This is a genomic window from Salinisphaera aquimarina (assembly GCF_042643355.1).
Classification (GTDB): domain Bacteria; phylum Pseudomonadota; class Gammaproteobacteria; order Nevskiales; family Salinisphaeraceae; genus Salinisphaera; species Salinisphaera aquimarina.
Map to the genome: position 1 here is coordinate 918,265 of NZ_JBHRSS010000003.1, position 25,405 is coordinate 943,669.

At 61.9% G+C, this 25,405-nt stretch carries 23 protein-coding genes; 7 read left to right on the forward strand and 16 right to left on the reverse strand.

Annotation, left to right across the window (positions count from 1 at the left end):
* Positions 1-16 precede the first annotated feature (16 nt).
* From ACFOSU_RS07730 to ACFOSU_RS07745, 4 genes are all read left to right on the forward strand, one after another.
* On the forward strand, positions 17-634 hold the full coding sequence (locus tag ACFOSU_RS07730) for a glutathione S-transferase family protein (protein WP_380688133.1): 618 nt from the start codon (positions 17-19) through the stop codon (positions 632-634).
* 119 nt (positions 635-753) lie between these two features.
* Complete coding sequence (hslO, locus tag ACFOSU_RS07735) at positions 754-1,647, forward strand: Hsp33 family molecular chaperone HslO (RefSeq protein WP_380688135.1); 894 nt, start codon at positions 754-756, stop codon at positions 1,645-1,647.
* Between the two features lie 167 nt (positions 1,648-1,814).
* Positions 1,815-2,747, forward strand: coding sequence for an SMP-30/gluconolactonase/LRE family protein (locus tag ACFOSU_RS07740; protein WP_380688137.1), 933 nt, complete (start codon positions 1,815-1,817; stop codon positions 2,745-2,747).
* Between the two features lie 104 nt (positions 2,748-2,851).
* Positions 2,852-5,290, forward strand: coding sequence for a glucose/quinate/shikimate family membrane-bound PQQ-dependent dehydrogenase (locus tag ACFOSU_RS07745; protein ID WP_380688139.1), 2,439 nt, complete (start codon positions 2,852-2,854; stop codon positions 5,288-5,290).
* A gap of 89 nt (positions 5,291-5,379) precedes the next feature.
* On the opposite strand, the gene ACFOSU_RS07750 is transcribed toward ACFOSU_RS07745, so the two are convergent.
* The 4 genes from ACFOSU_RS07750 to ACFOSU_RS07765 all read right to left on the reverse strand — a co-directional run bounded on the left by ACFOSU_RS07750 (position 5,380) and on the right by ACFOSU_RS07765 (position 8,718).
* Positions 5,380-5,787 carry an SRPBCC family protein gene (locus ACFOSU_RS07750; protein ID WP_380688141.1) on the reverse strand — a complete coding sequence of 136 codons (408 nt, stop codon included), beginning with the start codon at positions 5,785-5,787 and terminating at the stop codon, positions 5,380-5,382.
* Positions 5,788-5,831: 44 nt separating this feature from the next.
* Positions 5,832-6,527: an NADPH-dependent F420 reductase gene (locus ACFOSU_RS07755; RefSeq protein WP_380688143.1), complete on the reverse strand. Its 696-nt coding sequence runs from the start codon at positions 6,525-6,527 to the stop codon at positions 5,832-5,834.
* Positions 6,528-6,706: 179 nt separating this feature from the next.
* Positions 6,707-7,612 carry a class A beta-lactamase gene (bla, locus tag ACFOSU_RS07760; protein ID WP_380688146.1) on the reverse strand — a complete coding sequence of 302 codons (906 nt, stop codon included), beginning with the start codon at positions 7,610-7,612 and terminating at the stop codon, positions 6,707-6,709.
* Positions 7,613-7,746: 134 nt separating this feature from the next.
* Positions 7,747-8,718: a 1-acyl-sn-glycerol-3-phosphate acyltransferase gene (locus ACFOSU_RS07765; protein ID WP_380688148.1), complete on the reverse strand. Its 972-nt coding sequence runs from the start codon at positions 8,716-8,718 to the stop codon at positions 7,747-7,749.
* 260 nt (positions 8,719-8,978) lie between these two features.
* Between ACFOSU_RS07765 and ACFOSU_RS07770 the strand changes: the two genes are divergently transcribed.
* Complete coding sequence (locus tag ACFOSU_RS07770; protein ID WP_380688150.1) at positions 8,979-9,410, forward strand: 3D domain-containing protein; 432 nt, start codon at positions 8,979-8,981, stop codon at positions 9,408-9,410.
* A 100-nt stretch (positions 9,411-9,510) separates the two neighbouring features.
* Here ACFOSU_RS07770 and ACFOSU_RS07775 read toward each other — a convergent pair whose 3' ends face one another.
* The 7 genes from ACFOSU_RS07775 to ACFOSU_RS07805 form a co-directional block, all read right to left on the reverse strand.
* Positions 9,511-10,437: a 2-hydroxyacid dehydrogenase gene (locus ACFOSU_RS07775; protein WP_380688152.1), complete on the reverse strand. Its 927-nt coding sequence runs from the start codon at positions 10,435-10,437 to the stop codon at positions 9,511-9,513.
* 1,084 nt (positions 10,438-11,521) lie between these two features.
* A complete protein-coding gene (locus ACFOSU_RS07780; RefSeq protein WP_380688154.1) occupies positions 11,522-12,253 on the reverse strand; it encodes a PEP-CTERM sorting domain-containing protein in 732 nt (243 codons plus the stop codon).
* A gap of 531 nt (positions 12,254-12,784) precedes the next feature.
* On the reverse strand, positions 12,785-13,552 hold the full coding sequence (locus tag ACFOSU_RS07785) for a DUF1223 domain-containing protein (RefSeq protein WP_380688156.1): 768 nt from the start codon (positions 13,550-13,552) through the stop codon (positions 12,785-12,787).
* A gap of 179 nt (positions 13,553-13,731) precedes the next feature.
* On the reverse strand, positions 13,732-14,157 hold the full coding sequence (locus ACFOSU_RS07790) for a lysozyme inhibitor LprI family protein (RefSeq protein ID WP_380688158.1): 426 nt from the start codon (positions 14,155-14,157) through the stop codon (positions 13,732-13,734).
* 205 nt (positions 14,158-14,362) lie between these two features.
* Positions 14,363-14,911: a peptide deformylase gene (gene def / locus ACFOSU_RS07795; protein ID WP_380688160.1), complete on the reverse strand. Its 549-nt coding sequence runs from the start codon at positions 14,909-14,911 to the stop codon at positions 14,363-14,365.
* A gap of 57 nt (positions 14,912-14,968) precedes the next feature.
* On the reverse strand, positions 14,969-15,184 hold the full coding sequence (locus ACFOSU_RS07800) for a DUF3820 family protein (RefSeq protein ID WP_380688162.1): 216 nt from the start codon (positions 15,182-15,184) through the stop codon (positions 14,969-14,971).
* Positions 15,185-15,406: 222 nt separating this feature from the next.
* Positions 15,407-15,670, reverse strand: coding sequence for a DUF3072 domain-containing protein (locus tag ACFOSU_RS07805; RefSeq protein ID WP_380688164.1), 264 nt, complete (start codon positions 15,668-15,670; stop codon positions 15,407-15,409).
* A gap of 105 nt (positions 15,671-15,775) precedes the next feature.
* Here ACFOSU_RS07805 and ACFOSU_RS07810 point away from each other — a divergent pair, with 105 nt between their 5' ends.
* Both ACFOSU_RS07810 and ACFOSU_RS07815 read left to right on the forward strand, forming a co-directional pair.
* Positions 15,776-16,408, forward strand: a complete 633-nt coding sequence (locus ACFOSU_RS07810) for a hypothetical protein (RefSeq protein ID WP_380688166.1) — start codon at positions 15,776-15,778, stop codon at positions 16,406-16,408.
* A 129-nt stretch (positions 16,409-16,537) separates the two neighbouring features.
* Complete coding sequence (locus ACFOSU_RS07815; RefSeq protein ID WP_380688168.1) at positions 16,538-17,161, forward strand: IMPACT family protein; 624 nt, start codon at positions 16,538-16,540, stop codon at positions 17,159-17,161.
* A 1,485-nt stretch (positions 17,162-18,646) separates the two neighbouring features.
* Here the strand turns inward: ACFOSU_RS07815 and ACFOSU_RS07820 are convergent.
* From ACFOSU_RS07820 to aceF, 5 genes are all read right to left on the reverse strand, one after another.
* Positions 18,647-18,925, reverse strand: coding sequence for a peptidylprolyl isomerase (locus ACFOSU_RS07820; protein ID WP_380688170.1), 279 nt, complete (start codon positions 18,923-18,925; stop codon positions 18,647-18,649).
* A 241-nt stretch (positions 18,926-19,166) separates the two neighbouring features.
* Positions 19,167-21,131 carry an ATP-binding protein gene (locus ACFOSU_RS07825; protein ID WP_380688172.1) on the reverse strand — a complete coding sequence of 655 codons (1,965 nt, stop codon included), beginning with the start codon at positions 21,129-21,131 and terminating at the stop codon, positions 19,167-19,169.
* An 83-nt stretch (positions 21,132-21,214) separates the two neighbouring features.
* Positions 21,215-21,469, reverse strand: coding sequence for a HigA family addiction module antitoxin (locus ACFOSU_RS07830; RefSeq protein ID WP_380688174.1), 255 nt, complete (start codon positions 21,467-21,469; stop codon positions 21,215-21,217).
* Positions 21,470-21,600: 131 nt separating this feature from the next.
* The gene (gene lpdA / locus ACFOSU_RS07835) at positions 21,601-23,445 is read right to left on the reverse strand and encodes a dihydrolipoyl dehydrogenase (protein WP_380688176.1); all 1,845 of its coding nucleotides are present in this window, start codon (positions 23,443-23,445) and stop codon (positions 21,601-21,603) included.
* Positions 23,446-23,630: 185 nt separating this feature from the next.
* A complete protein-coding gene (gene aceF / locus ACFOSU_RS07840; RefSeq protein WP_380688178.1) occupies positions 23,631-25,385 on the reverse strand; it encodes a dihydrolipoyllysine-residue acetyltransferase in 1,755 nt (584 codons plus the stop codon).
* Positions 25,386-25,405: the final 20 nt, after the last annotated feature.

Genomic DNA, 25,405 nt, shown 5'->3' on the forward strand with positions numbered 1-25,405 from the left:
GCGCCGGAGCAGGCCGATGGCAGCCGATCTCGTGTTCTATACCCATCCCATGTCGCGCGGGCGGATCGTGCGCTGGATGCTCGAGGAAACCGGGGCGACCTACAAAACCGAGATCCTCGACTACGCCACGAACATGAAAACGGCGCCGTATCGGACCATCAACCCCATGGGCAAGGTGCCCGCCATCGTCCATAACGGGCATATCGTGACCGAATGTGCAGCGATCTGCGCTTATCTTGCCGATGTATTCCCCGATGCCGGGCTGGCGCCGGAGACCGATGACCGCGCCGAATACTATCGCTGGTTGTTCTTTGCCGCGGGCCCACTCGAACACGCCGTGACCAACAATACACTCGGGTTCGCGCCGAGCGCGGAGCAGGGGCGCATGGCCGGCTACGGCAGCTACGACCTGACGGTCGACGTGCTGGCGCAGGCGGTCGCCGCGACCCCGTACATCACGGGCAAGCGTTTCACAGCGGCCGACGTCTACCTCGGGTCGCAAGTCATCTGGGGGCTGCAGTTCGGCTCGTTGCCCGCGCGCGAGGCGTTCAAGGACTATGCCGAGCGTCTCACGGCACGCGATGCCTACCGACGCGCGACGGCCATGGACGACGCCCTCATGCCCGACACCTGAGACGACCTCGGCGGGGCACGCAGGCGTCGTCGTCGACGGCGAATCGCGTGCGCAAGTTGAATTCCCGCCCTTCGGCACACATTTCAACCGCTGATTCCGGAGTTACCCGAGCCGCCGCCATGCCTTCCGACCAACTGCAACGTTTCCTGTTCGACGACACCCAGGTGCGCGGTGAAATCGCCCAGCTGGAAGACACCTACCAGCAAGTGCTCTCGCGGCACGACTATCCGGCGCCGATCGAACGGCTGCTGGGCGAACTGCTCGCCGCCTGTGCCCTGCTCACCGCGACGATCAAGCTCGACGGCATTCTGAGCATCGAAATCCGTGGCACCGGGGCGTTGTCGCTGCTGATGGCCGAGTCCAATCCGGGCAGCATCGAAAGCGCACAGCGGCTGCGGGCGATCGCCCGTTTCGACGAGGCCGCGGTCGCCGATATGGATGATCTCTCCTTGGCCACGCTGACCGGCGAAGGCCGCCTCATGATCACCCTCGATCCACACGAAGGGCAGCGCTATCAGGGCATCGTCGCGCTCGACAGACCCACGATCGCGGGTTGTCTGGAAGAATACTTCGCCCGTTCGGAGCAGCTGCCCACCCGGCTCTGGCTGGCCAGCGACGCCTCGCGCGCCGCCGGGCTGTTGATCCAGAAGCTGCCGGAAGAAACCCACCCTCAGGATCCGGAGGCCTGGGAGCGTATCAATCATCTGGCCGATACGATTACCGCCGCGGAACTGACCGAGCTCGACGCCGAACAGGTGCTCTACCGCCTGTTTCACGAGGAACAGGCCCGACTGTTCGAGCCCGCGCCGGTGATCTTTCGCTGCAGCTGTTCACGCGAACGCTTCGGCCGCGCGCTGCATCAGCTCGGCGCCGAGGAGCTGCGCAGCGTGGTCGAGGAGCAGGGCCAGATCGAGACCCAGTGTCATTTCTGCAACACCACTTACGTGTTCAGCCCCGCGGACGTGGAGGCACTGATCGAGGACCCGGACGCCGCGCCACCCAAGATTCACTGAGCGGCAAGTCCGCGGAGCAGTCGGCCACAGGCTCCTGGCGTTCGGCTCTGGCGTGTACGACACATCACCCGAGCCGCGCGCCGAATGCGCGCCACCACAGTGCCTCGACAGGCTCGATCGCGCCGTGATAGACAGGCCAGACAGGCTTTACCGCGGGGATTCTCGAGATGACGCAGACGAATATTTTTGCAGGCACGCGCACCGGTCTTCTCGCAGCTCTGTTGCTGATCGCGCTGTGCGCGGCAAGTGGTTCCGCCCTGGCAGGCGACGATTCGCCGGTCGCCGACGGCGCAAAGCTCAGGCTGGTGTCCGATCAGTTCGAGTTCACCGAAGGTCCGGCCGCGGACCGCAACGGCAATGTGTTCTTCACCGACCAGCCCAACAATCGGATCTGGGAATACGATACCGACGGCAAGCTGTCGCTGTTCATGGACGGCGCCGGACGTTCCAACGGTCTGTTCTTCGACGCCGACGGCAACCTGGTCAGCGCCGCCGACCTGCACGGCGAGCTGTGGTCTATCGGCCCGGACAAGCAGGTGTCGGTGCTGGTCAAGGACTATCAGGGGCACCGGCTCAACGGCCCCAACGATCTGTGGATCGACCCGCGCGGCGGTATCTATTTCACCGACCCCTACTATCAACGCGATTACTGGACACGCACCCAGCCCGACATCGATCAGCAGCGGGTCTATTACCGAACCCCGGATGGCCTGCGGGTGATCGCGGTCGCCAGTGACCTGGAAAAGCCCAACGGCATCATCGGCACCCCGGACGGCAAGACCCTGTACATCTCCGACTTCGGCGGCAAGAAGACCTATCGCTACACCATCGACGACGACGGCCAGCTGTCGGACAAGACGCTGTTCACGGCGATGGGGTCCGACGGCATGACCATGGATGCGAATCACAACCTGTATCTGACCGGCCACGGGGTTACCATATTCAATCAGGGCGGCGACAAGATCGGACATATCGCGGTCGACGAGGAATGGACGGGCAACGTGACCTTCGGTGGCGCCGATGACCGCACCCTGTTCATCACCGCCAGCGATTCACTCTATACCCTGCGCATGAACGTGCGTGGCGCGAGCGCACCCTGAGCGCGTCGCATCCGACCGTCGCTACGCACCACAACCGTCACACCATGCGCTGCACCGGCTGATTACCGGCCACCCGCACCCTTACGCCAACTCGAAGTCACCCTATGCACAACACCCGCGCCTGGTCGCCCTCACGACTGCTCCCCAGCCTGATCGGGCTGTTTCTGCTCGTCGTCGGCGTGGCCATGGCGGCGGGCGGCATTCGCCTGATAACGCTCGGCGGGTCCTGGTACTACCTGATCGCCGGCGTCGCGTTCGCCGTGAGCGGCGTACTGCTGATCGCTGCGCGGCGCAGCGGTCTGTGGCTGTACGCGGCCATCCTGCTGGCGTCCGTGGTCTGGTCGCTGTTCGAGGTCGGCCTCGACTGGTGGCCGCTGGTGCCACGCCTGGCGATGTGGGCGGTGATCGGGCTGGTTCTGCTGCTGCCCTGGGTGCGCCGGCCGCTGGCCGAACACGCGGGAAAAAACAGCGGCACCGCCACGCCGGCCCTGGTGGTGGCGGTGATCGTCGCGTTCGGCGTGGCACTCGCCAGCCAGTTCACCGCGCCGCATACGCTCGAGGGCACGATCGACAGCCAAGCCACGCACCCGGTCAAGCCGGAATACGCGGCTGGCGCCGACTGGCCGTCCTATGGTGGCACCCAGGCCGGCAGCCACTATTCGTCGCTGGCTCAGATCAACACCGACAACGTCGACCAGCTCGAGGAGGCCTGGCGCATCCGCACCGGCGACCTGCCCGGGCCGAACGCGCCCAAGGAGATCACCGACGAGGCCACGCCGCTCAAGGTCAACGACACGCTCTATACCTGCACCCCGCACAGCCAGGTGCTCGCGCTCGACCCCGACACCGGCGACACCAAATGGCGCTACGACACCCAGCTGAGTCAGGAAGGCGCAAAGGATTTCTCCGGCTGGGCGCACATGACCTGTCGCGGCGTCGCCTATTACGACGAGGCTGCCTATGGCGGCGCCAGTAATAGCCCCGACAACAGCAACCTGACTACCACCGGCAATGCCACCAGCAACGACAGCTGCCCCAGACGCATCTTCCTGCCCACCGCCGACGCGCGCCTGATCGCGCTCGACGCCGATACCGGCAAACCCTGCCCGGGCTTCGGCGACAACGGCGCGGTCGATCTGACCCGCAACGTACGGCCCTTCGATCCGGGCGGCTACTACGCCACCTCGCCGCCGGTGGTCACCCGGAATCTGGTCATCATCGGCGGCCATGTCACCGACAACGCCTCCACCGATGAACCCTCCGGCGTGGTGCGCGCCTTCGACGTACACAGCGGCGAACTGGTCTGGAACTGGGACAGCGGCAACCCGACCGAGACAAAGCCGATCGGCCCCGACGCCCACTACACCCGCAATTCGCCCAACGTCTGGGCGCCGATGAGCGTGGACGAAGAACGCGGCCTGCTGTATCTGCCGGTCGGCAACCAGCCGCCCGACCAGTACGGCGGCGACCGGCCGCCGGCGACGGAAAAATACAGTTCTTCGCTGGTCGCGCTGCATGTGGACAGTGGCCAGGTCGCCTGGCACGCCCAGCTCGTGCATCACGATCTGTGGGATATGGATCCGCCGGCCCAGCCCGTGCTCACCGACATGGCCACGGCAGACGGCACCCAGCCGGTGGTCATCCAGCCCACCAAGCAGGGCAGCCTGTATGTGTTCAACCGCAACAGCGGCAAGCCGGTGGTGCCGATCGAAGAAATCCCCGCTCCCCAGGGCGCGGTCGACGGCGACCATACCGCGAAGACCCAGCCGCGCTCCGCGCTCAACCTGCTGCCGCCGAAACTGACCGGCGCCGACATGTGGGGCGCCACGCCGCTGGATCAGATGATGTGTCGGATCCGTTTCAAGTCGCTGCGCTACGAGGGCCAGTACACGCCGCCGTCGTTGCAGGGCTCGATCTCCTATCCCGGCAACGTCGGGGTGATGAACTGGGGCGGCGTGGCCGTCAATCCGGCTACCCAGACCCTGTTCGTCGCGCCCAAGTATCTGGCCTTCACGCTGAAGCTGGTGCCGCGTGAACAGGCCGACGAGATGGAACGCGGTGCCTCCGAAGGCTCCGGCCTGCAGCCCAACGCCGGCGCGCCCTATGCGGTGAAGATCGGGGCGCTGCTGTCACCGCTCAAGCTGCCCTGCCAGGCGCCCTCCTGGGGTGATGTGGCGGGCATCGACCTGCAGCAGTCAAAGGTGGTCTGGCGGCATGCCAACGGCACCGCCCGCGACCAGATGCCGGTCGTGCCCCTGCCGCTGCCCATGGGCGTGCCCGCGCTCGGTGGCCCGATCACCACGGCCGGCGGCGTGGCGTTTCTCAGCGGCACGCTCGACTACTATGTGCGTGGTTACAACGTGGCCACCGGCGAGCAGCTGTGGAAGGCGCGCCTGCCAGCCGGCGGCAACGCCACGCCCATGACCTATACCGGCAACAGCGGCCAGCAGTATCTGCTGGTCACGGCCGGCGGCCACGGCACGTTCGGCACCAGGATGGGCGACTACGTGATCGCCTACAAGTTGCCGAAAGATAAAGAGTAGTGATGAGAAGCAATAGCTTACGCAGCGGCCGCTCATTACGCCCGCTCCAAACGTGACCGCGTTCTGGGGCGGGCGCCCGCGTCACCCTGTCAGGCGTCTTTTGTTTCCAGAATATCCCGAACGGCATGCAGATCCCGCATGACCCACTCCGCGTCGGCGGCGAATTTCTCGTCGCTCATGCCGGGGAGCCGGAAGAGCGTGAAGATCAATTCGCAGCCGCTGCCGTTCCGAACCACTCGCATCGGAATATAGATCGTTGTATCCGGCGCGGGACACACCCAGTGATCGAGCACACCGAAGTCGTTGCGCTGCGAAAAACAGACCTCCACGGGACCATCGGGGGTTTGCACTATCCAAGCGTCATCGACCCGACGCAGTTCGCCCAACCCCGACGCCCACTTCGGAAAATTCTCGGGAACGGACAAGAACGCATAAGCCTCGGCCAGGTCCCGGTTGATGGACACGCTCAGGGTTCGCGTTTCAGTCGTGTCTTGCATGAGAACGTCCGTTTTGATGCCTGCCTTGGGCGCCGCGCCGCAGCTCAGTATTCACGGGCATTCTCCAGCCCGCCTTCATACTTCGGCGTACCACCGGTGGCGCGTATGAGTGCTTCCGCGATCGGCCGGACGGATTCGTCGTTAGTCGTGTAGGGCACCTCGAAATCCGCGGCATCCGTTTCGCTGGGATCGGGAAAACTGGTCGCGCCCTTGAGATTGAAGGCACGGATGAAGCGTGTGCCTTCGAACAGGCGCGCCGAATAGACCGCTTCGCCGACCTTTTCCGCCTTGACCGCGACCTCGCCGTCGCGGTGCGGGAAGGCATTGTCGACATCCACCAGGATCTTGTCCTGCATGCGTTCGCCGTATTGCTGCGCGATCGGCGGTTCCGCGCGATACGGCACCGCAAGCACCACGATCCCGGCACGATCGATCGCGTCACCGACCGCGGCCGCCTCGGCGCCATGGCCCGCGCTCGCGACCACGTCATCGAGCTCATCCGGATGTCGGCTCGCGAACAGCACCCGATAACCCGCCGCCGCCCACAGATTGCCCAGCGCCTGGCCCATGTTGCCGGCGCCGATCATGGCGATCGTCTTCGCCATCGGCGGCTTCCCGGCCGGGGCCGCGGCAGCGGCAATACTCGCGGTGAGCATGACGGCCATGCACAACGCCAACACCGCGCGGCAACGCCGGTGGCGGCCGACGATCAGAGACCGGTCACAGGTGGATCGTTTCATCGCACATCCCTCGGGCTGAGAACGCCAACCCTGAGTCTACCCATGGTCCGTGACGAAACGCGACTGATCGGAGCGTGCGTCGTCTGTACGCCGAGTCCGGGCAGCGTGGCGCAGCGACCACAAGGCGCCGGGATCGAGACACCACGACCCGTGGTCGTCGAATCGACCGGCGGAGCGGCTCACAGCGTCGCGGCAAGCCGGCCCACCTCGGCCAGCACCGTATCCCGGTCACCATCGGACGCATCGCGGCCGACATAGTAGGCCGTGATCACCAGCGGCGCCCGTTCCGGCGGCCAGACCACGGCGATGTCATTGGCCTCGTGGTTCGGCCCGGTGCCGGTCTTGTCGCCCACGCGCCACTGCGCCGGCAGGCCGGCGCGCAGTCGCTTGTCGCCGGTCTGGTTGGCGCGCAACCAGGTCTGCAGCTGATCGCGCGAGGCCACGGAGAGAGCCCTCCCGAGCACGAGGCGACGCAAGGTGTGCAGCATCGCGACCGGCGTGGTGGTATCGCGCGGATCGCCCGGCTCGACGTAGTTGAGCTGCGGTTCGCGACGATCCAGACGCGTGACGTCGTCACCCAGCGAGCGCAGATAGGCCGTCAACCCGGCCGGCCCGCCAAGGCTGGCGAGCATCAGGTTGGCGGCGGTATTGTCGCTGAGCGTGACCGCCGCTTCGCAGATATCGCGCAGACGCATGCCGTCGCCGACATGCTTTCCGGTCGCGGGCGAATAGTCGACCAGATCATCCTGATCATAGGCGATGCGCCGATCCAGGCGCTCCTCGCCGCGATCCACGCGCGCGAGCACGTACCCGGCAGCCAGTACCTTGAACGTGCTGCACAGGGCGAATCGTTCGTCGCCGCGATGGGTGGCGATGTGACCGCTGCCGGTATCGAAAACCGCCACGCCGAGGCGGCCACCGTAGCGACGTTCGAGGTCAGCCAAGGAATCAACCAGCGAATCAACCAGGGAATCGGCCGGCGCGCCTGTCTGCGCGCCGTCGCTGTCGCGGGCCAATGCGCCGAGGCTGATACCGGCAGGGCCCAGGCTGAGCAGCCCGGCAACGACGACGCGTCGAGAGATCATGGGCGGTCATCCATCGGTCGGTCCATTGGCTCGGGCTCTTGGTCTTGTCTGCGTGCCAGAAGGCGTGGAGTCCACCTGTCCGCGGACAGGATTGTAGAACGCAGCCGACCGCGCGAGCTCATGCAGGGGCGTTGTCATGGTTGGTCAGGCAGAGCGCAGTCGCGCATCAGCTGCCGTGTCCGATCGAGCACGGCGGCGCGCGCCGATTGGCCGACCGCCAGCGTGGATACACGAATCGGTGCGCCGAAAACCACGCGCACGGTGACGTCGGCAAGCGCAGGCACGAGCATCTGCAGGGTCGCCGCCAGCCATTCCCGATCGCGCTGGGCATGCCGCAGCCGGGTAACCGGATGATCCAGCGCCCTGCGTGACAGCACGCCGCTGACGACCACGGGCACAATCGTCAGGTCGGGCGCCAGACGAGCGAAGCTGTCGACGCAGGGCGACCACTGCGCCAGGGCCGCGATCGCGTCGGAGCGAATGGCGGGGTCGGGCTCGATGCGGCCGGCGGGAAACGTCAGCAGGGCGCCACCATGACGCATATGACGCGCGGCCTGACGCACGACCGGCAGACGATTTGACCCGTCCTCCGGCACGAACAACAGCTGGCGGGCGGTCGCCGGCAGCGCGGCCAGCAACGGCCGGCGGGCGGCGATCACACGCAGATCCACCCGCGGCACATGGGCGAAGAGCGCGGCCGCATCGGCCAGGCCCGGGTGATTGGATACCAGCAGCAGCGGGCCGCGCCGCGGTATGTTCGCCTGGCCGTGGACAACGGCGTGACGTGCCAGCGTCGGCAGCGCGTAGGCACCGCCGCGCTGCAGGCCCTGGTCGGCGACGATCGCATCGTAGGCCAGTAAACGCTCTGCCACCCGCCGTACCGGCAGGCGCAGCAGCCCGGTCAGAACACGCCGGCGCAGGTGGTAGCCCGACGACGCCACTCCGAACGCGCCGATCGCATCGGCCAGACAGGCTGCGACCAATTTGTCTCGCGCAGACGCGCTTTCCGGCGCGGTGCCGCACGCCAACGGCTTCGCCGCGACCGGTACCGGCGCCGATGGAAGCAGCGCCTGCTGTCGGGCCGGTTTGTCGACGAGATCGTCCACGAGTTACCTGCGCACGATGGGGACCTGATGCCATTGTCAGGCCAAGCGTTCCGCCGGTCGAATCGGTGGATTCATCCCGCCGTGGCCACAGCGGGCATCAAGGCTCGCCGCATGATCTGCCGAACCGCTAACGGCCGTGGCAGCCGGCAGATGCTGCAGCGTATGCGTTTAGCTGTTTATATAGGTCGAGAGAACGCTTTTCATTTGCCCCGGCGTATCGGCCTTCCGGGCCCACGCCACGCAGGCAGAGGATCATCACGATGAATACCATTGGCACGCGCTCCCCGGCCGGCATAGCCGTAACGATCGGCACGCTGATGCTTGGCATGATCGGCCCCGGCACCGGCCACGCCGACGACACCGCGTCGTGGGAGACCATGGAAGTCACCGCCACCTCGTTCACGCTCGCCGAGGAGGAAACCAAGCGCGGCAACGTCGGGTTGACCGCGTTCGGCGACCAGCTCAAGCCCACCTCCAAGGCCGTCGCCGTATCGCGTGACCTTATCGACGAAGGCCTGACCCACGGCACAAAGATCCGGATCGAGGGTCTGCCGGGCACCTACACCGTTCAGGACAAGATGCACCGGCGCTGGCGCGACAAGATCGACATCCTGTTCGCCAAGAAACAGCGCGCCCGCAACTGGGGCCGTCAAAAGGTCGAGATCCAGTATCTGGTGCCGGATGGGGAATGACGGGCCTTCGATAAGCCGCGCCTCGTGTTTCCCTGAGCGTCAAAGCCAGCAGACACAACGCACATGCGCCCGGTCGTGACCGACACCGGACCGGGCCGGTTCAATAGCCGCGGGATCGATCGACCTCGCCTTGCATGGGTTCGCCGTGTTCGAAGCGCTCGATGTTGGCCAGCAGCGCGTCGAGCGCGGTTTCCGGCTGCGTCGCGCTGGCGACATGCGGCGTGAGCCATACGCGCGGGTGTGTCCACAATGGGTGATCGGCCGGGAGCGGCTCGGGATCGACCACATCCAGCACCGCGCCACCTAGCTGTCCCCGATCCAGCGCCGCCAGCAGATCGTCAATCACCAGTTGCGGCCCGCGCGCGACGTTCACCACCGCAGCACCCCGCGGCAACTGATCAAACAGGGTCGTATTCAACAGGCCACGGGTCGCCGGGGTCAGCGGCAGTAGGCAGATCAGAATATCGGTGCGCGCCAGGAACGCGTCCAGCGCCTGATCGCCGCTGGACACCGGTACGCCGTCCATCTGCTTCGGCGAACGATTCCAGCCTTCGCAGGCAAAACCAAAGCAGGCCAGTCGCTCGAGCACGCTGCGCCCGAGTTCGCCTACGCCCATCACGCCCACGCGCGTGCGAGCAGCAGGCCGCTGCGCAAGCGGTTGCCAGACGCCTGCGCGCTGTTGCGACAGATACGCCGGCATATCCCGCTGCAGCGCCAGCACCGCTAACACCACGTACTCGACCATGCCCTGTGTGAGGCCGGGATCGATCATACGCACCACCGGCAGCTCGGCCGGTATGCGGTCCAGATCCAGCTGATCGACGCCCGCACCGGTCGAAAACAGCACCTGCAGGTTCGGGAAACAGGCCATGACGTGTTCCGGCGGCTGCCATGCCACCAGATACCGCACCGCCGCCGGATCCCCGTACTCGGGCCAGAGATGCAATCTGCGCTCGGGCGCCTTCCCCGCCAGCAGCGCCTGCCAGCGCTTGCCGCGAACCGGATCCGCTTTGTAGACAATACTCATTGGAAAGCCTCAAGACCCGAAGCTGAATTTCATCAACACCGGAACCGAACCCGACACCCGTGCTCGCTCCATGCCGCTGTATTATGGAGAGATATTGCGAGACGCGCCCACGATCGCACAGGAATCCACCCCTGGCGCAACGCCACCACCGTCAGGTCGACCCGGGCAAGATCGGGCAACCGAGGCAAGGACGTCTTGTTATGCGTTGCTTTGGCTACGCCCAGACCGCCGGCTCTGGCCTGAATAAGTGTAGGTCCCGGCGACACGGCACATGGCGGCCAACCCCGCGCCCGCAGCCAAACAAGCATAGGGAAGCGCGTGTTGCACCCGTCGCTCATCTCTTGGACCAATCGATCTGGCCCATGGCAGGGAGCGGATAGCCAAGATTGAACCGAGCGCCGATTGAATGCTCGCGAGCAGCGGCAGGTTCTCGCGCTACATGATCGGCGCCAAAACCTTCGCCGCCCGAGGCCGTGTCTAAGACCCAAAATGCAATGTCCCGCGATCCTGGCCGATTGCGGGCCGATTGCTGGCCCAGGGCGGGAGCACGGCTCAACGTGGAACTTGACTATGTAGCAGGTTCAGTTCGTTTGTCTTACTTCATTCTGCCCCGGATGCCGGAGCCACAACGGTTTCACGTGAAGGCGCAAAGACGCGAAGAAGCCAAAACAGCGCGCCATCGAAAGGCGTGCTTCATCTTTCCGGCTTGGCGGCTTTGCGTGAGAAATGCTTTCTTCTCAAGCTATCCGCCCGTTGCGCCAGGTCGGAGCCTGCTGCGTCTCGTACATAATCAAGATGTGGAAAGCCGGGCCGGGCTGGCAAAGGCCGCGGATGTTGTCGTGACACGGCGTGCGCGGCCCGACCGTATAATGCGTGCTCCGTGCATTACCCCTCACCCGACACCACCGACTCGCCTACTACTTTTCGACGCCGATCAGCTACCGATGCGCCAGCATCAATACCTTGAACAGGATCGGGCATGCAAATAAAAACGGCATCGCCCGAAGAGCGATGCCGAGAATACTTCCTCCCTGGACCGTGTCGAGGCTTTTGCGATGCTCGACTTCGGCCTGTCAGCTCTGTATCAGAGGGACTGTCTGCGTCGTACGCTGATGCCCATGAGCAGCAACGCCATACCAAGCCCCATCATCGCCAATTCGCTCGGCTCGGGAACGGCAGCCAACGAACCACTGTTGATCAGATCCGCCTGGTTGACCGTGCCCGAGAAAGCGCCGGTCGCCAGATTGAAGCTGGTGGTACCCAGTGCGATGGTGGTATTGGCAAAAATGAACGAGGTCGCCGGATCGATACCGAAGTAGGCCAGCAGATCCGGGTTGTTCGTATCCGTGCCGAAGCCATTGAAATTGATCGTCGCCGGCGGGGTACTTGTATTAACGTTCTGCCGCGTGGCCGTCGGCTGGCCGCTGAAAGCGCCGCTCAGCAGTAACCCATCCACGATCACCGTACCGCCCGAATCCACGGCCTGTCCGCTCAGCGAGAACGAACCGCCGTTACCGAAGATATAGTCCACACTGCCACCGGACGGTTCGGAGACATTGTTGCCGGTCGTGAAGTTCAGAAGACAGCCGTTGCAGGCCAGCGAGCTCTCGTTAGGAGCCACGCCGCCCCCAAACTCAATGCTGCTGAATCCCACATTACTTCCGATCAGTGCCCCTCCGGCGCCGTCGTAGCTTACCGTGCCGCCCGTGCGAGGGCCGACATCGTCAAAGGCGAGCGTGACTGCTGCGAACGCAGTACCGGTCAACCCTGAAAACGCCAGGAGGGCGCCACCTACTAATACTTGTTTGAGTTTCATGATGTCATCACCTGCTAAAGATTCAGCCTATAACGCACCCAACCTTCTAATCACATCAACGGAACCTGCTTTGCCTAGCATCCGTTCTCGCTTTTGTCAAAAGCAAGGAGCGGGCCATGGCTTATGGCGTCATGGGTTGGTCCCGCAGGCACTCGAAAGACGGCACGAAAACGGTGGAAAATCACACCTCTTGTAATATGTTTCGACACTTAGTGCCCAATCAGGCCGCGACCATGCCGTCATGTCGACCAGCCATACCCGCATACATTGCGTTGACGGTCGTGCACCGGAAAGAAAATTTTTATATTTCAAGTAATTAACATCGACGAGAAGTCTGCAGCCCCCGTCTCCTCCGAACTACAGCTGTATCGAGTGTCAAGTATCCTGACACTTGGTGACTATTCGCTGTCGACCGAGGCTATGCTCCGGTACCGTCGGTTGTCGCTTGTCGACTTTTGTACCGTCGCTCTCATCGGCGGTTACGGACCGCTCGAAAATGGTGATGTCCAGGCGGGACGACGGCCGGCTGCGCTACCGCAGGGGCCGCCGCGTCGCGCCGACGATGGCGTGGTTGTCCGCACGCTGGGCGAAGGCGACCACGGCCAGATCGGCCCGATCTACTCCGGACGGCAGCGTTAACGACGCCCGGTAATGCGTGGCCTGGGTGGCATCCGAACCGCTGGCTCGAGCCTGGATGAGTGTGCGTACCAGACCGTCCTCATGCAGCGTCCGGCCGCCGTTTTCGCCGGCGTCGACCTTCGCCACCACGTTGTCCTGAACCAGGGCGACCCAGATCTGCGAGAGATCGTCTTCCGGCGCCCTCGCGAAATCGATCTGCACGGCCAGCATCTGCTCTTGCGTCGGCTCGAAGCCGATCGAGACCGGTCGATTCGCCTGCGTTGCCAGATCGCGAATCGCGGCGTGGACGTCGTTCTCCCAGGTGCCGACCGTGGAGCGGCGGCCGTCGATGATCAGCTGTGGGGTGTAGATCTTGCCCTGGAAATTATCCCAGCCGTAGATTTTCTGGCGCTCGGTGAACTGGGCACTGGAATAGCGATCGACCCAGCCGTACGGATTCCAGTAATCGACATGTTCCGACAACAGGATAGGCTCGATCCCGGGCGGCGGCGACGCCTGCAATCGCCGCATGAATTCATTGGCCGGCGGGCATTGCTCGCAGCTGTTGGAGGTAAACAACTCCAGCACGACCGGCTTCGGCGCGTCGGCGGCTGATGCCGAGCACGGCAAAGCGCTCAGGCCCGCAAGGCACAGCATCAGCGCGAAAAATGCGCGACCCATCCGTATTCCTGTCCACCGCCGGTTCGCTGCGACTGTAGCAGACTGTCGCGCGGCTCGAATTCTGCAGGGAAAGGGCGTCGAACGCTGCTGAGTCATGCGAACTAGAGTGACAGCGGGCGGCAGATCGCAGCGGGCGGAATCACATCCGCCTGTCGTGCATCACGCCGCCACGCATCGGCCTACAACTGCTCGAGATAGGACCAGAGCTCCTCGACCCGTTCGTAGACCAGGGCATTGCGGGCACTGCCGACCGTCAGTACCGACGAACTGCCGTGCGACTCGCGCGTGAACGCCTGATTGAGGAACGCATACTCGGCGTCCCGGTATTTCAACCATTGCCGCTGCGACGCGCGCAGGGCCGATTTCTGCTCCGGCGACAGCCGCGTCATCAGCTTGCGATATGCCGCGTTCAGCTCATTGTCCAGCGCCTTGGCCATGGCAACACCGGCCTGATCCATGGCCAGCGTCGTCTGTCCCTGAACGATCCGCTCGTGGTAGGGCGCCATACGCTGATGAAACGCATCCACATAGCGTGGCGCGTCCGGATTGGCCACCGCCCCGGCGGCAGTGGCCAGGAACAGCAAGGCAAACGGCAGGTATTTCATGGTGGCGTCTCCAGTTGCGGCGTTGTCACGACAAAAAGCAATTAAGGGACCGGCACAGCCAAGTGCGCGCTTTCTCGGTGAATCGTGTGATCAGCCGGGACCATATATGGCCCGACTACAGAAAAAACCGACGGTAATCGGGCCGGCTTCAAGGGCTGTCGAGTCACAGTTCAGGCCCCGACGCTGGCACAACTGAAGCATCGCGCTAAGTCTCGTCGTCCGTGTCGCGTGTCGCATGCCGTGACAACTCGGCGTTGAAACCGAACTGGGTCATGTCGTCCATGCGTTCGGTATAGAGCACGCCCATCAGATGGTCGTATTCATGCTGGACGACGCGGGCGTGGAAACCTTCGGCCTCGCGCTCGATCGGCACGCCGGTCTCATCCACGCCGCGATAGCGAATCCGCTGCCAGCGCGGCACATAGCCCTGCAAGCCGGGTATAGAAAGACACCCTTCCCAGCCACCGACCCGCGTGTCGCCGATCGGCTCGATCTCGGGGTTGATCAGCACCGTCAACGGCACGCCGTCGTCGGCCTCGTCTTCCGTGGTGCGCGACGGCGGCACGAAGAACATCATCACCGCCCTGGATACATACACCTGCGGTGCGGCCAGGCCCACGCCCTCGGCGTCCGCCAGCGTATCCTTCATGTCGGCGATCAGGCGCTGGACCTCGTCATCGGTCGGGTCTTCGACCCTCGCCGCGACCTGCCACAACACCGGGTGGCCCATACGGGCGATCTTGAGAATGGCCATGCGAATCGAAACCCCGGAAACTTGAAACGACGCGAACAGGATACCGACGAACGCAAACTAACGACCGGCCCGCAGTGGGTCGAGCAATGCACTCAGGCCGTTGTGATCGATTTCGTGCATGAGCGCCAGCAGGCGGCCGATCTCACCGCGGGGAAAACCCTCACGGGCGAACCAGTTCAGATAATGGCCGGGCAGATCGGCGATCAAACGCCCCTCGTACTTGCCGAACGGCATGCTGTGGGTCACCAGTTTGCGCAGGTCTTCCGGATTCATTGCCGCGACATCACGAGAGAGCGGAAAACGCAGGATGCATCAGCCCGAGCCCGAAATCCATGGCGCATGAACGCTGCCCAAAACCGGCGACCATTAGACCACCGGCCGCCTCAGTAACCGGGGCGGTGGCCTCTGCCGGCGCGATACCAAGGTCGATAACGGGTTCAAGTCAGCATACGGGCCGGCCCTCGCAAGACCGACCTCCGATTTCCAATTGCCGGTCTACGCTTCCAGCTCCTTGATGCGTTCGAGCGCCTGGGCCTCGCTCCAGGAGTCGTCGAACGCCACACCCGCCTTTCCGCACAGGCGCTGCAGGTAGATGCGCTGGGCGCCATTCATGGTTTCCGAACTCTCCGGCCAGATGTTGTCGCTGCCCGTGTTATTGCCATCGGTCATGGATAAAAATTCCGTTAAATCAAAGCCGAACAGTACGCCTGAATGCGAGATACCGGATGCGTACGGGCTGTTCGGCAGGGTGGTTGCCATCGCCAGACCACCGCATCCTTAACACCCGACCGCGGCAAGCGCCGGCGCATCCGCTACGATGCACCCCCGGCATCGCGGGAGCGACGAAACACGTAGTGGGCAGTCATGAATATTAATACCGAAAACAGCCGCGTCCGGCCGGCTCACCTGCCGGGACTGCTCATCGCAATGATGATTGCGTTGAGCGGCTGCTCGACTCTGGGCTCCGGCAGTCTCGGCTCGTCGCCCGCGTCATCGTCTGTCGCCGCCCAACCTTCGGTGCGCGACCGGCTCAACGACGACTACAGCGAGTTGTATTCGACCGCGGACGGGCTGTCGCAGGTCGACAGGATTTTCTATGTGAAGATCGAGTCCGATGACGTGCAACACGTCGTTCGGGACATCACCGATTACAGCGGCCAGTTGGCGCAGCGAATGACGACCCTCACCGGCGAATTCCCGGCGCTGGCCATCGACCACGACAATACGCCGCCCATCATCCAGGCCGCTCACGACGCCCAGAAGAAAGCCACCCTCAAACGCTTCGCCCCCGTGGTTGGCGACACGGGCAAGGTGTTTGAACGCGGTATTCTCATCCGCCTGCTGGGGGCGGTCGACCAGCAGCACTATCTGGCCGCTACCCTCGCCGAGCGCGAGCCGGACGCCGCACTCGCGAAGATCATGGCGAATGTCAGCAAGCGCTACGCCGGTTTCTACGAGGAGATCGACACGCTGCTCAAGAAACGCTTCTACCGCTGATTGCGGCCGCACAGCGGTCTCGGCCGCCCTCCGGAGCTGTCTACTCATAACGCGCTAGCCCGAGTTGGCGTCGCCCTGCCGCACGCACAATGCGAGACTCCACCCCAGTGTCGGTCCCGCGGAGCTTTGATGCGCTATTCCATGCCGGCGGCGAGCGTCGACTATCCTCATACCGCCACGCTCGAAATACAGAAAAGCCGCTTCATCGGCTGGTGTGCCGGCATCGACGGCGTCAAGGACGCACAGCGGCTGATCGCCCGTGCGCGTGAACAATACCCGGATGCCTCGCATCATTGCTCGGCCTATATCGCGGGCGCGCCCGGCGAGGATCGCGCGATCGGCTTTTCCGACGACGGCGAACCCGGCGGTACTGCCGGGCAGCCAATGTACCGCGTGCTCGAAGGCAGCGGCCTGGGGCGAATCGCCTGTATCGTTATTCGCTATTTCGGCGGCACCAAGCTCGGCACCGGCGGTCTGGCGCGGGCTTATGGCCAGACGGTGACTGCGTTGATCGCGGAACTGCCGACGCGACAGTACGTGCCGCGCCGTCGCGTTTCGCTGGCTCTGACCTTTGCCGATGAGCAGCCTGCGCGTGGGTGGCTGGCGGAACACGAGGGCGAGATCGTGGCGGCGGATTATCACGCCGCGGGCGTGACGCTGGATGTGGGTTGGCCGCTGGATGCCGACGCGGAACTGGGCGAGCTTGATGCTCGGTTGAATGGGCGGTTGGTTGTTCGTGACGCCCAAGTGTAGCCCTTGGCTGAGCAGTTGATTAGCAAGGAATGAGCGACTACTGCTTACGAATTCGACCTGATCGCCGGCTGTTTACTTGGGGTTTCGCACTGTTGTGCGACTGTCTTTCGTTTGCTTGTCCAAACGAAAGACAGCAAAGGAAAGGACACCCGGGCACACCGCCGGCTGCGCCGGTGTACTCCGATGCTCGCGGCGAAAGGATGCGGCCCCTTGAAAATCTGACTAGGTCGGCCCGCTTTGGCGGTCCTCAGACAGGCTGGCCGCACCGGCGCAGTGCGCCGGACACCCTTCGGCGCTGCGCTTCTCGTCGCTTCACAAGGGCCCGAATACAGAGAAGCCAGGTCGGCGCCTTTCGACGCAACAACTTTTAGGTAGAACTTGGCGAGCGTGGCTGTGTTCGCGTCCGATTCCACTTTAGGCGCACTCAGATCAACAAGGATCGCGAAGCGACCCTGAGCGAGCGATAGCGAGCTTGCCTGTATTGGGTCCCCTTGGCGAAGCGCCGAGCAGCGCAGCCAGGAAGGGATTAAAACAGCCGGATGTCTGAGTCGCGCGTAGCGCGGCGAGTTTCCGGCTGTTCCCTTCCTGGCGAGCAGCGCAGGGAACCGATGCGAAGCATCGGCGCGAAGAGAGGGTGTCTTTTGTGTTGGCGACTTATATTTGGACAAGCAAATATAAGTCGCTCGCACAGCAGTGCGAAACCCCAAGCCGACCGAACCGCTGTCATTGATTCAAAATTCGGTGGTTTCAAGCCAAGCGTCTTCCGGCACTCGCGAGCCCCTCGAACCTTTTGTTTCGCACTGCTGTGCGACTGTCTTTCGTTTGCTTGTCCAAACGAAAGGCAGCAAAGGAAAGGACACCCGGCACAGCGCCGGCTACGCCGGTGCACTCCGATGCTCACGGCGAAGGGATGCGGCCAGAACTCGGCCCGCTTTGGCGGTCCTCAAACAGGCTGGCCGCACCGGCGCAATGCGCCGGACACCCTACGCCGCTGCGCGTCTCCGTCGCTGTGCAACGGGACCTGATACAGGCAATACGGCCCGCCATAGCCATAACGGCTACCGAGTTGTTATTGAAGCGTGCGCCTGCGTTCCCGTCGGATTACGCCTTCGGCTAATTCGACCTACGAAGATCGCGACGCGACCCTGAGGCTTATCTGTATTGGGCCCCTTGGGCGTAGCGCCGAGCAGTGGAGGCCGAAAGAGAAGAAGGCAGCCGGATGTTTGAGTCGCGCGCAGCGCGGCGAGTTTTCGGCTGGCCCCCAGTGAAATTTACCAGGCGGCCGGAGCCGCGCAGGGAACCGATGCGTAGCATCGGCGCAAGGCAGGGTGCCTTTTGTTTTGGCTACTTTTATTTTGGGCAAGCAAATAAAAGTCGCTCGCGCATCAGCGCGAAACCCCAAGCCGACAGAAAGCAAGCCGCTACCCGCAAACGAGCTACAGCCGAAAAATCAAGGCCGGCGCGACGCAACTGGCCCCGATATCCCTAACCGCGCTCGGTCACTTCCAACAGGTGATAACCAAACTGCGTTTTCACCGGACCCTGCACCTCGTTCAACGGCGCACTGAACACCACCTCGTCGAACTCGCGAACCATCTGGCCGGGGCCAAACGTACCGAGATCGCCGCCCTTGCGGCCGGACGGGCACGAGGAATGCTCACGCGCGACTTCGGCGAAGTCGCTACCGCCTTCGATCTGGCTCTTGAGTTCGGCGCACTTCTGCTCGCTGTCAACGAGAATATGACGGGCACTGGCTTTGGCCATGGCTGGCACTCCTGCTTTAAAAAATCACGGGCCGCCATATTACGGGAATTTCAGTATGCCGGGCCCCGCTTCGCTGCCGCGTTGTAAAGAGACCGGCCGGGCAGAACCTTATTTGAGTGAGCTCAGCTCGTTCTCGGAGGTGAGTCTTGGCTTTCGAGTCGTAATGGCTGCTTGAGGCAAAACGCAAGACTGACCCTCAATTCCCCTAAAGCTCCTCTAAAGCCGCCAAGAGCTGGCGCGACTAGCCTTGCAACGACGCCACCAAACCAGTAGTGGGCTCCCTATCTAAATCGTCCAACTTAGTATTGAGTCTTTCCATCAAATAATTATTAGTCAGATCGAATTCGTCGAAAATCGTAAACCAATCTTTTACGTAACACTTAACCTTACTATCCGTTACCAGACCCATCTCTCCCACACTTTTAACGCTATCCAACCTCGAGCCGATATGGCTATCGTCTTTCGAAATCTTTCGACCGATCAAAATTAACTCAATCTTGAGCTTTGAACTCGAAAACGTCCCATGTTTCGATAGTATCTCTGCGTAATCGTCCAGCTGACGTAAGTGCTTTTTGTTTAGGGAAATTCCCGGCCTCTTGATCTCAACTATCACGCACCTGAAAAATTCCTCACCGGATGAGTCGTAAGCAGGCAGTTTACGCGCCAAGAAAAGATCTACTTGTCTTTGAACACCATCAAGCTTCGCGTCGTCCGCGATTTCTTCCACGCCGACTGAATTGATACCCGGAACCTCGTCACGTAGCTTTCTAGAAATTTTCGTAAACGTATCCTCTTCTGCTCCAAGCGTCGTATATTGCGGCCCGAACAGCCACGTATTATTTTCTACGATTCCCTGCAAATCAGGCGTTTCTAAGACATCAGCGTACCTGTTCTCCATAATTTCTCTCAGCTTATGCACCGCAATTTGCCGTCGCTGAAGCGTTTCAATACTACTTATAATATTATCTAGCGAAGTGCGTCTAAGCTGACCCGAAAACGTTTGCAAGGACTCCTGGTCAAGATCTAAGACTCCATCTAAAACATCCATTAATCCGTCATTTTCGTTTGACACTAAGACCTTATCCAAGAGTCTGATGACGACCCTCGCTTGTTTCGAACTCAGGGTATGGAATATAGACGGGTCAGCTACATATAGCTCTTTAATGACCGTTTTAGTGTTATTTTTCCTCCAAGCCGCATAAAATTTATCAAATCCTCTATACTCCGGAAAAAAACCCGCTCGGTCGTATTTCTCAACTTCTTCGGCCGCATGCTCCCGAAGAAAGTCCTTGTATAGTTCCCGCTGGAAATTCAATACCTCCGAAAAAACCTTACGGACGATCCGATTATCATCCTGATGGATGGGATCCATTTCCAGTCCGCTAGAGTCGTAGCTGTCTAACCATGGAGACGAGACATACGCGCTAGTATAAAACGATATTTTATTGTTTAACTTACTAAGCTCTTTGGTTATGATTCTATCTTTGCTATTTGTGATATAGGTGTAAGATTTTTCAGTTTTTGGACGATCTTTCCACTGGATTATGTCGACTCGAAATTCTACACCCTCTAAGTCGAACTGCTTCCTAGTTAAGGAATGATGCGGAACGGGCACAGTGCGTTCATTTACGTTGATTTCCCGTGATTCGTCTAGGGCAAGATACCATCCAAATTCACGTGAAATCTGTTCGATTAGGCTTTCGTGTTCCGGCAAATTTCCGTGTATATTCCGAAGCTCGACGCATGTTCCCGAGTTGAGACCTGAGAGCGAAGCATGTTGGTCGCTAGAGTTTAGATTCTCCCCCGAATAATCTTTAATAGTTGCGCTATTTATGGTTATTTTAGCGTTCACGGAGGCGTACTTCGTATACCACTCGGCTATTTCACTTAATTTATGGAATGCAAGCCTGCCTCGACCTTGGGACCCGTGAGTTTCATCGTCGCCTTTTTTCGAAGATTCATTAAATCTTTCAAAACTCTCTGCCAGCCGCTCTAAATCGATCCCGTCGCCATTATCAGTAACGGCGATTTGTTCTAATCCATCTAGGTCGTTATAGACCGTCCGAATGTTTACCTTAGTCGCATTCGCGTCAAATCCGTTCCAAATAAGTTCGTAGATCGCCCTGACCGGCTCATAACTCTCAAAGTGTTTTTTTATGCCTCGACCGGTTATTTGAGCCGAGCCGAAGAAGCTAGGATTAGGCATAGGGTTTCTTAGCGGGTTTTATAGGATCGATTGCTTCGTGCAGACTAGAGCAGCAAAGGACGGGGTCACAGCAACGGACGGGGTCAGGTCTCGCATTGTGCAGCCAGTGCGTCGTAATCCGACTGCAATCCCACCCAAAACTGAACCGACGTGCCAAAGTACCGGCTCAGTCGCAGAGCGATATCGGCATCCACCTGACGGCGTCCTTCCATCAGCGCAGTTAGGTCGTCCGGTGAAAGACCGGTCGCACCCGCAACTTTGCGAAGGCTCAAGCCCATCGGCGCGATAAATTCTTCGCGCAACACGTCGCCCGGATGAATGTTCGCAAGCTCGGCCATGTTCCCCCTCACAGCAGCATTGATAGCCACTGTCTAGAACAATAGAGAAGGGGATGGGCCGAGTAAATGCAAAATGCATAAAAAAAGGCCGGCAAATTGCCGGCCTTTAGTCGTAGGAGATAGCGGCTGAGCTACTTCTTCTTCGGTATATACAAATCCGTGAGCGTGCCCGCGGCCGCCTCGGCGGCCATGCCCACCGTCTCCGACAGGGTCGGATGGGGATGTACGGTCAGGCCGATGTCGTGAGCGTCGCAGCCCATTTCTATGGCCAGACCCAGTTCGGCGATCAGTTCGCCGGCGCCGGGACCAACCGCACCGGCACCGATAGCCACACCGCTGTCCTTGTCGAACAGGATCTTGGTGAGGCCCTCGGATACGCCCATGCCGAGCGCACGGCCGCTGGCGGCCCAGGGGAAGGCGCCCTTCTCGTATTCGACGCCGTCCTTCTTGGCCTGGGTTTCTGTGACGCCGGTCCATGCCACTTCCGGGTCGGTATAGACCACGGACGGGATGACCTTGGCGTCGAAGGCGGCTTTTTCGCCGGCACAGCATTCGGCCGCGACCTTGCCCTGATGGGTGGCGCGGTGGGCCAGCTGCGGTTCGCCGGAGACGTCGCCGATGGCGAAGATGTTGTCCACACTCGTGCGGCACTGCTTGTCGATGCCTATGAAGCCGCGCTCGTCCACTTTCACGCCGACGTTCTCGGCGCCGATCTTCTTGCCGTTGGGCTTGCGGCCGATGGCGGCGAGCACGCGATCGTAGTCCTTGCTCTTGGGGGCGTCCTTGCCCTCGAAGCTGGCTTTCAGCGACTTCTTGCTGGCCTTGATGCCGGTGACCTTGGTGCCGGTCCAGATATTGCCGCAGCGGCTGCTCATGCGTTTCTGCAGAGGCTTGACCAGGTCGCGATCGGCGCCGGGGATGAGCGTGTCGGTCATCTCGACGATGTCGACATCGGTGCCGTGGGCGGCATAGACGTTGGCCAGTTCCAGGCCGATGATGCCGCCGCCGATCACGAGCAGCGATTTCGGGATTTCGTCCGGCGACAGCGCCGCTTCGGAATCCCAGATGCGTTCGTCTTCGGGCCAGTCGGGCAGGATGACCGGCTCGGAGCCGACCGCGATGATGCAGTTGTTGAAGCTGATCTCGCTGGTGTCATCGTTGCCTTCGATGGACAGCGTGTGCTCGTCCTTGAAGGTGCCCGTGCCGGTGACGATGTTGACCTTGCGCTTCGAGGCCATGGACTTGAGGCCGCCGGTGAGCTTGTCGATCACCGACTGCTTGAACTCCATGAGCTTGGGCAGCTCGATCTTGGGCTTGCCGAAGGACACGCCGTGGTTGGCCATGTCGGCAGCGTCTTCGATGACCTTGGCCGAGTGCAACAGGGCCTTGGAGGGGATGCAGCCGATATTCAGGCACACGCCGCCGAGCACGCTGTGGCGTTCGACCAGGGTGACGTTCAGGCCCATGTCCGCGGCGCGGAAGGCGGCGGTATAGCCGCCGGGGCCGGAGCCGAGCACCAGCACGTCGCAATCGTAGCCGTGGTCTTTCTTCGACGCCGACTTCGATTCGCTTTTTTCGCTGCTCTTGTCTTCCTTTTCGGATTTTTTCGACGACGATGGCTTCTTTTCGTCGCTTTTCTCTTTGTCTGAGGTCTTCTTCTTGTCGCCGGAATCGGCCTTCTTTTCTTCGGCCTTGTCCTGCTTCTTGTCTTCACCGCTATCGGCCTCGTCGCCGTCACTCTCGGCGGCTTCGAGCAGGGCGATGGCGTCGCCTTCGGAGACCTTGTCGCCTTCCTTGACCTTCATCTCGGTGATCTTGCCGGCCGCAGACGAGGGCACTTCCAGCGTGGCCTTGTCCGACTCCAGCGTGATCAGCGCCTGCTCTTGCTCGACCTCGTCGCCTTCGGCGACCAGCACTTCGATGACCTCGACCGCGTCGAAATCGCCAATGTCCGGAACCTTGATTTCCTGCGCCATGGTTTAACTACCTTGACCGGCCTGCGGGCCGGATTGTGCGTTCAAGAAGGAGCGATCGAAGCGACAGGGCCTCAGACCGCCCGGCGCGAGTCATGGGGCTGCAAGACAAGACGCCGCGCCTGCGGTGTAGCAACGCTACACAAGCGAGCGGCAACGCCGTATTGCAGTCCCATGGCCGCGGCCTCCTAGAGAAGCAACGTACGAAGATCAGAGAGTTTCTCGCTGATGAAGCCGGTGATCCTCGCCGCCTTGGCGCCGTCGATCACGCGGTGGTCATAGGACAGCGACAGCGGCAGGATCAGGCGCGGCACGAAGGCGTTGCCGTCCCAAACCGGCTGCCACGCGTGTTTGGACACGCCGAGGATGGCGACTTCCGGACTGTTCACGATCGGCGTGAACGCGGTGCCGCCGACGCCGCCGAGGCTGGAGATGGAGAAGCAGGCGCCCTTCATCTCGTCGCCCTTGAGCTTGCCGTCGCGGGCCCGGCCGCTGATGCCGTCGAGTTCGCGCGCCAGCTCGTAGATGCCTTTCTGGTCGACGTCCTTGAGTACCGGCATGAGCAGGCCGGCGGGCGTATCCACGGCCACGGCAATGTTGCAATACTTTTTGTGAATCAGCGACTCGCCGTCCGCGGACAGCGAGCTGTTCATGTCCGGGAACTGCTTGAGCGCGGCGGCGCAGGCCTTGAGCATGAAAGCCAGCGGCGTGAGCTTGACGCCCTCCTTCGCGGCCTTTTCCTTGTTGGCCTTGCGGAAGGCTTCCATCTCGGTGATGTCGGCGGTGTCGAACTGGGTGACATGCGGGATGAGCAGCCAGTTGCGATGTACGGCCTTGGCCGAGATCTTGCGGATGCGCTCGAGCTTGACCGTCTCGACTTCGCCGAACTGGCTGAAGTCGATATCCGGCTGCTGGGGCACGCCGCCACCGCCGGCGGGCGCGGTGCCGGCGCCGCCGCCCTGGGTCGATTCCAGCGCCTTTTTCACGTAGGCCTGGACGTCGTCCTCGAGAATCCGGCCCTTGCGGCCGCTGCCCTGGATACGGCCGAGATCCGCGCCCAGCTGGCGCGCGTAGCGACGCACGCTCGGCGAGGCATGGGCCTTGTTGAAGCGGTCCTCGTCGATGCTCTTAAGCTTGCTCGAGTCGTCGCTGTCGCCGGACGGGGCAGGCTTGCTGTCGGCGGACTTGGCCGGCGCATCCTTCTTGCTGTCGTCATCCTGCTTTGGCTTGTCCTTCTTCGCCCGGTCGCCGTCGGAAGACTTCTTGCTGGCCGCTTTCTTGTCGTCCGATTTGCCGCCGGATTTCTTCTTGGCGGCGGTCTCGAGCATGGCGATCACGTCGCCTTCGGAGACCTTGTCGCCTTCCTTGACCTTGAGTTCACCGATCTTGCCGGCGGTGGTAGAGGGCACTTCCAGCGTGGCTTTGTCGGATTCCAGCGTGATCAGCGCCTGTTCTTCCGCGACGTCGTCGCCCTCGGCGACCAGTACCTCGATGACTTCGACCTCGTCGAAATCGCCGATATCCGGCACCTTGATCTCGACCGTCTCGCCGCCGCCGGATGCCTCTTGCTCATCCGCGGCGTCGTCATCATCGCTGTCATCAGCCTCGTCGGACTCGCCAGTGTCGTCTTCGTCGGCAGCATCCTCGCTGTCGTCATCGGCCTGGTCGTCGTCGTCCGCATCGTCGCTATCGTCACCGGCATCATCACCGGCCTCGATCATGGCGATGACGTCACCCTCGGAGACCTTGTCGCCTTCGGCGACTTTGAGATCGGTGATCTTGCCGGCCACGGTGGACGGCACCTCGAGGGTGGCCTTGTCCGATTCCAGCGTGATCAGGGCCTGTTCTTCCTCGACCGTGTCGCCTTCGGATACCAGCACTTCGATGACTTCGACCGCGTCGAAATCGCCGATGTCCGGGACCTTGATTTCCTGCGCCGCCATAAAGCGTATTCCTTGATCGG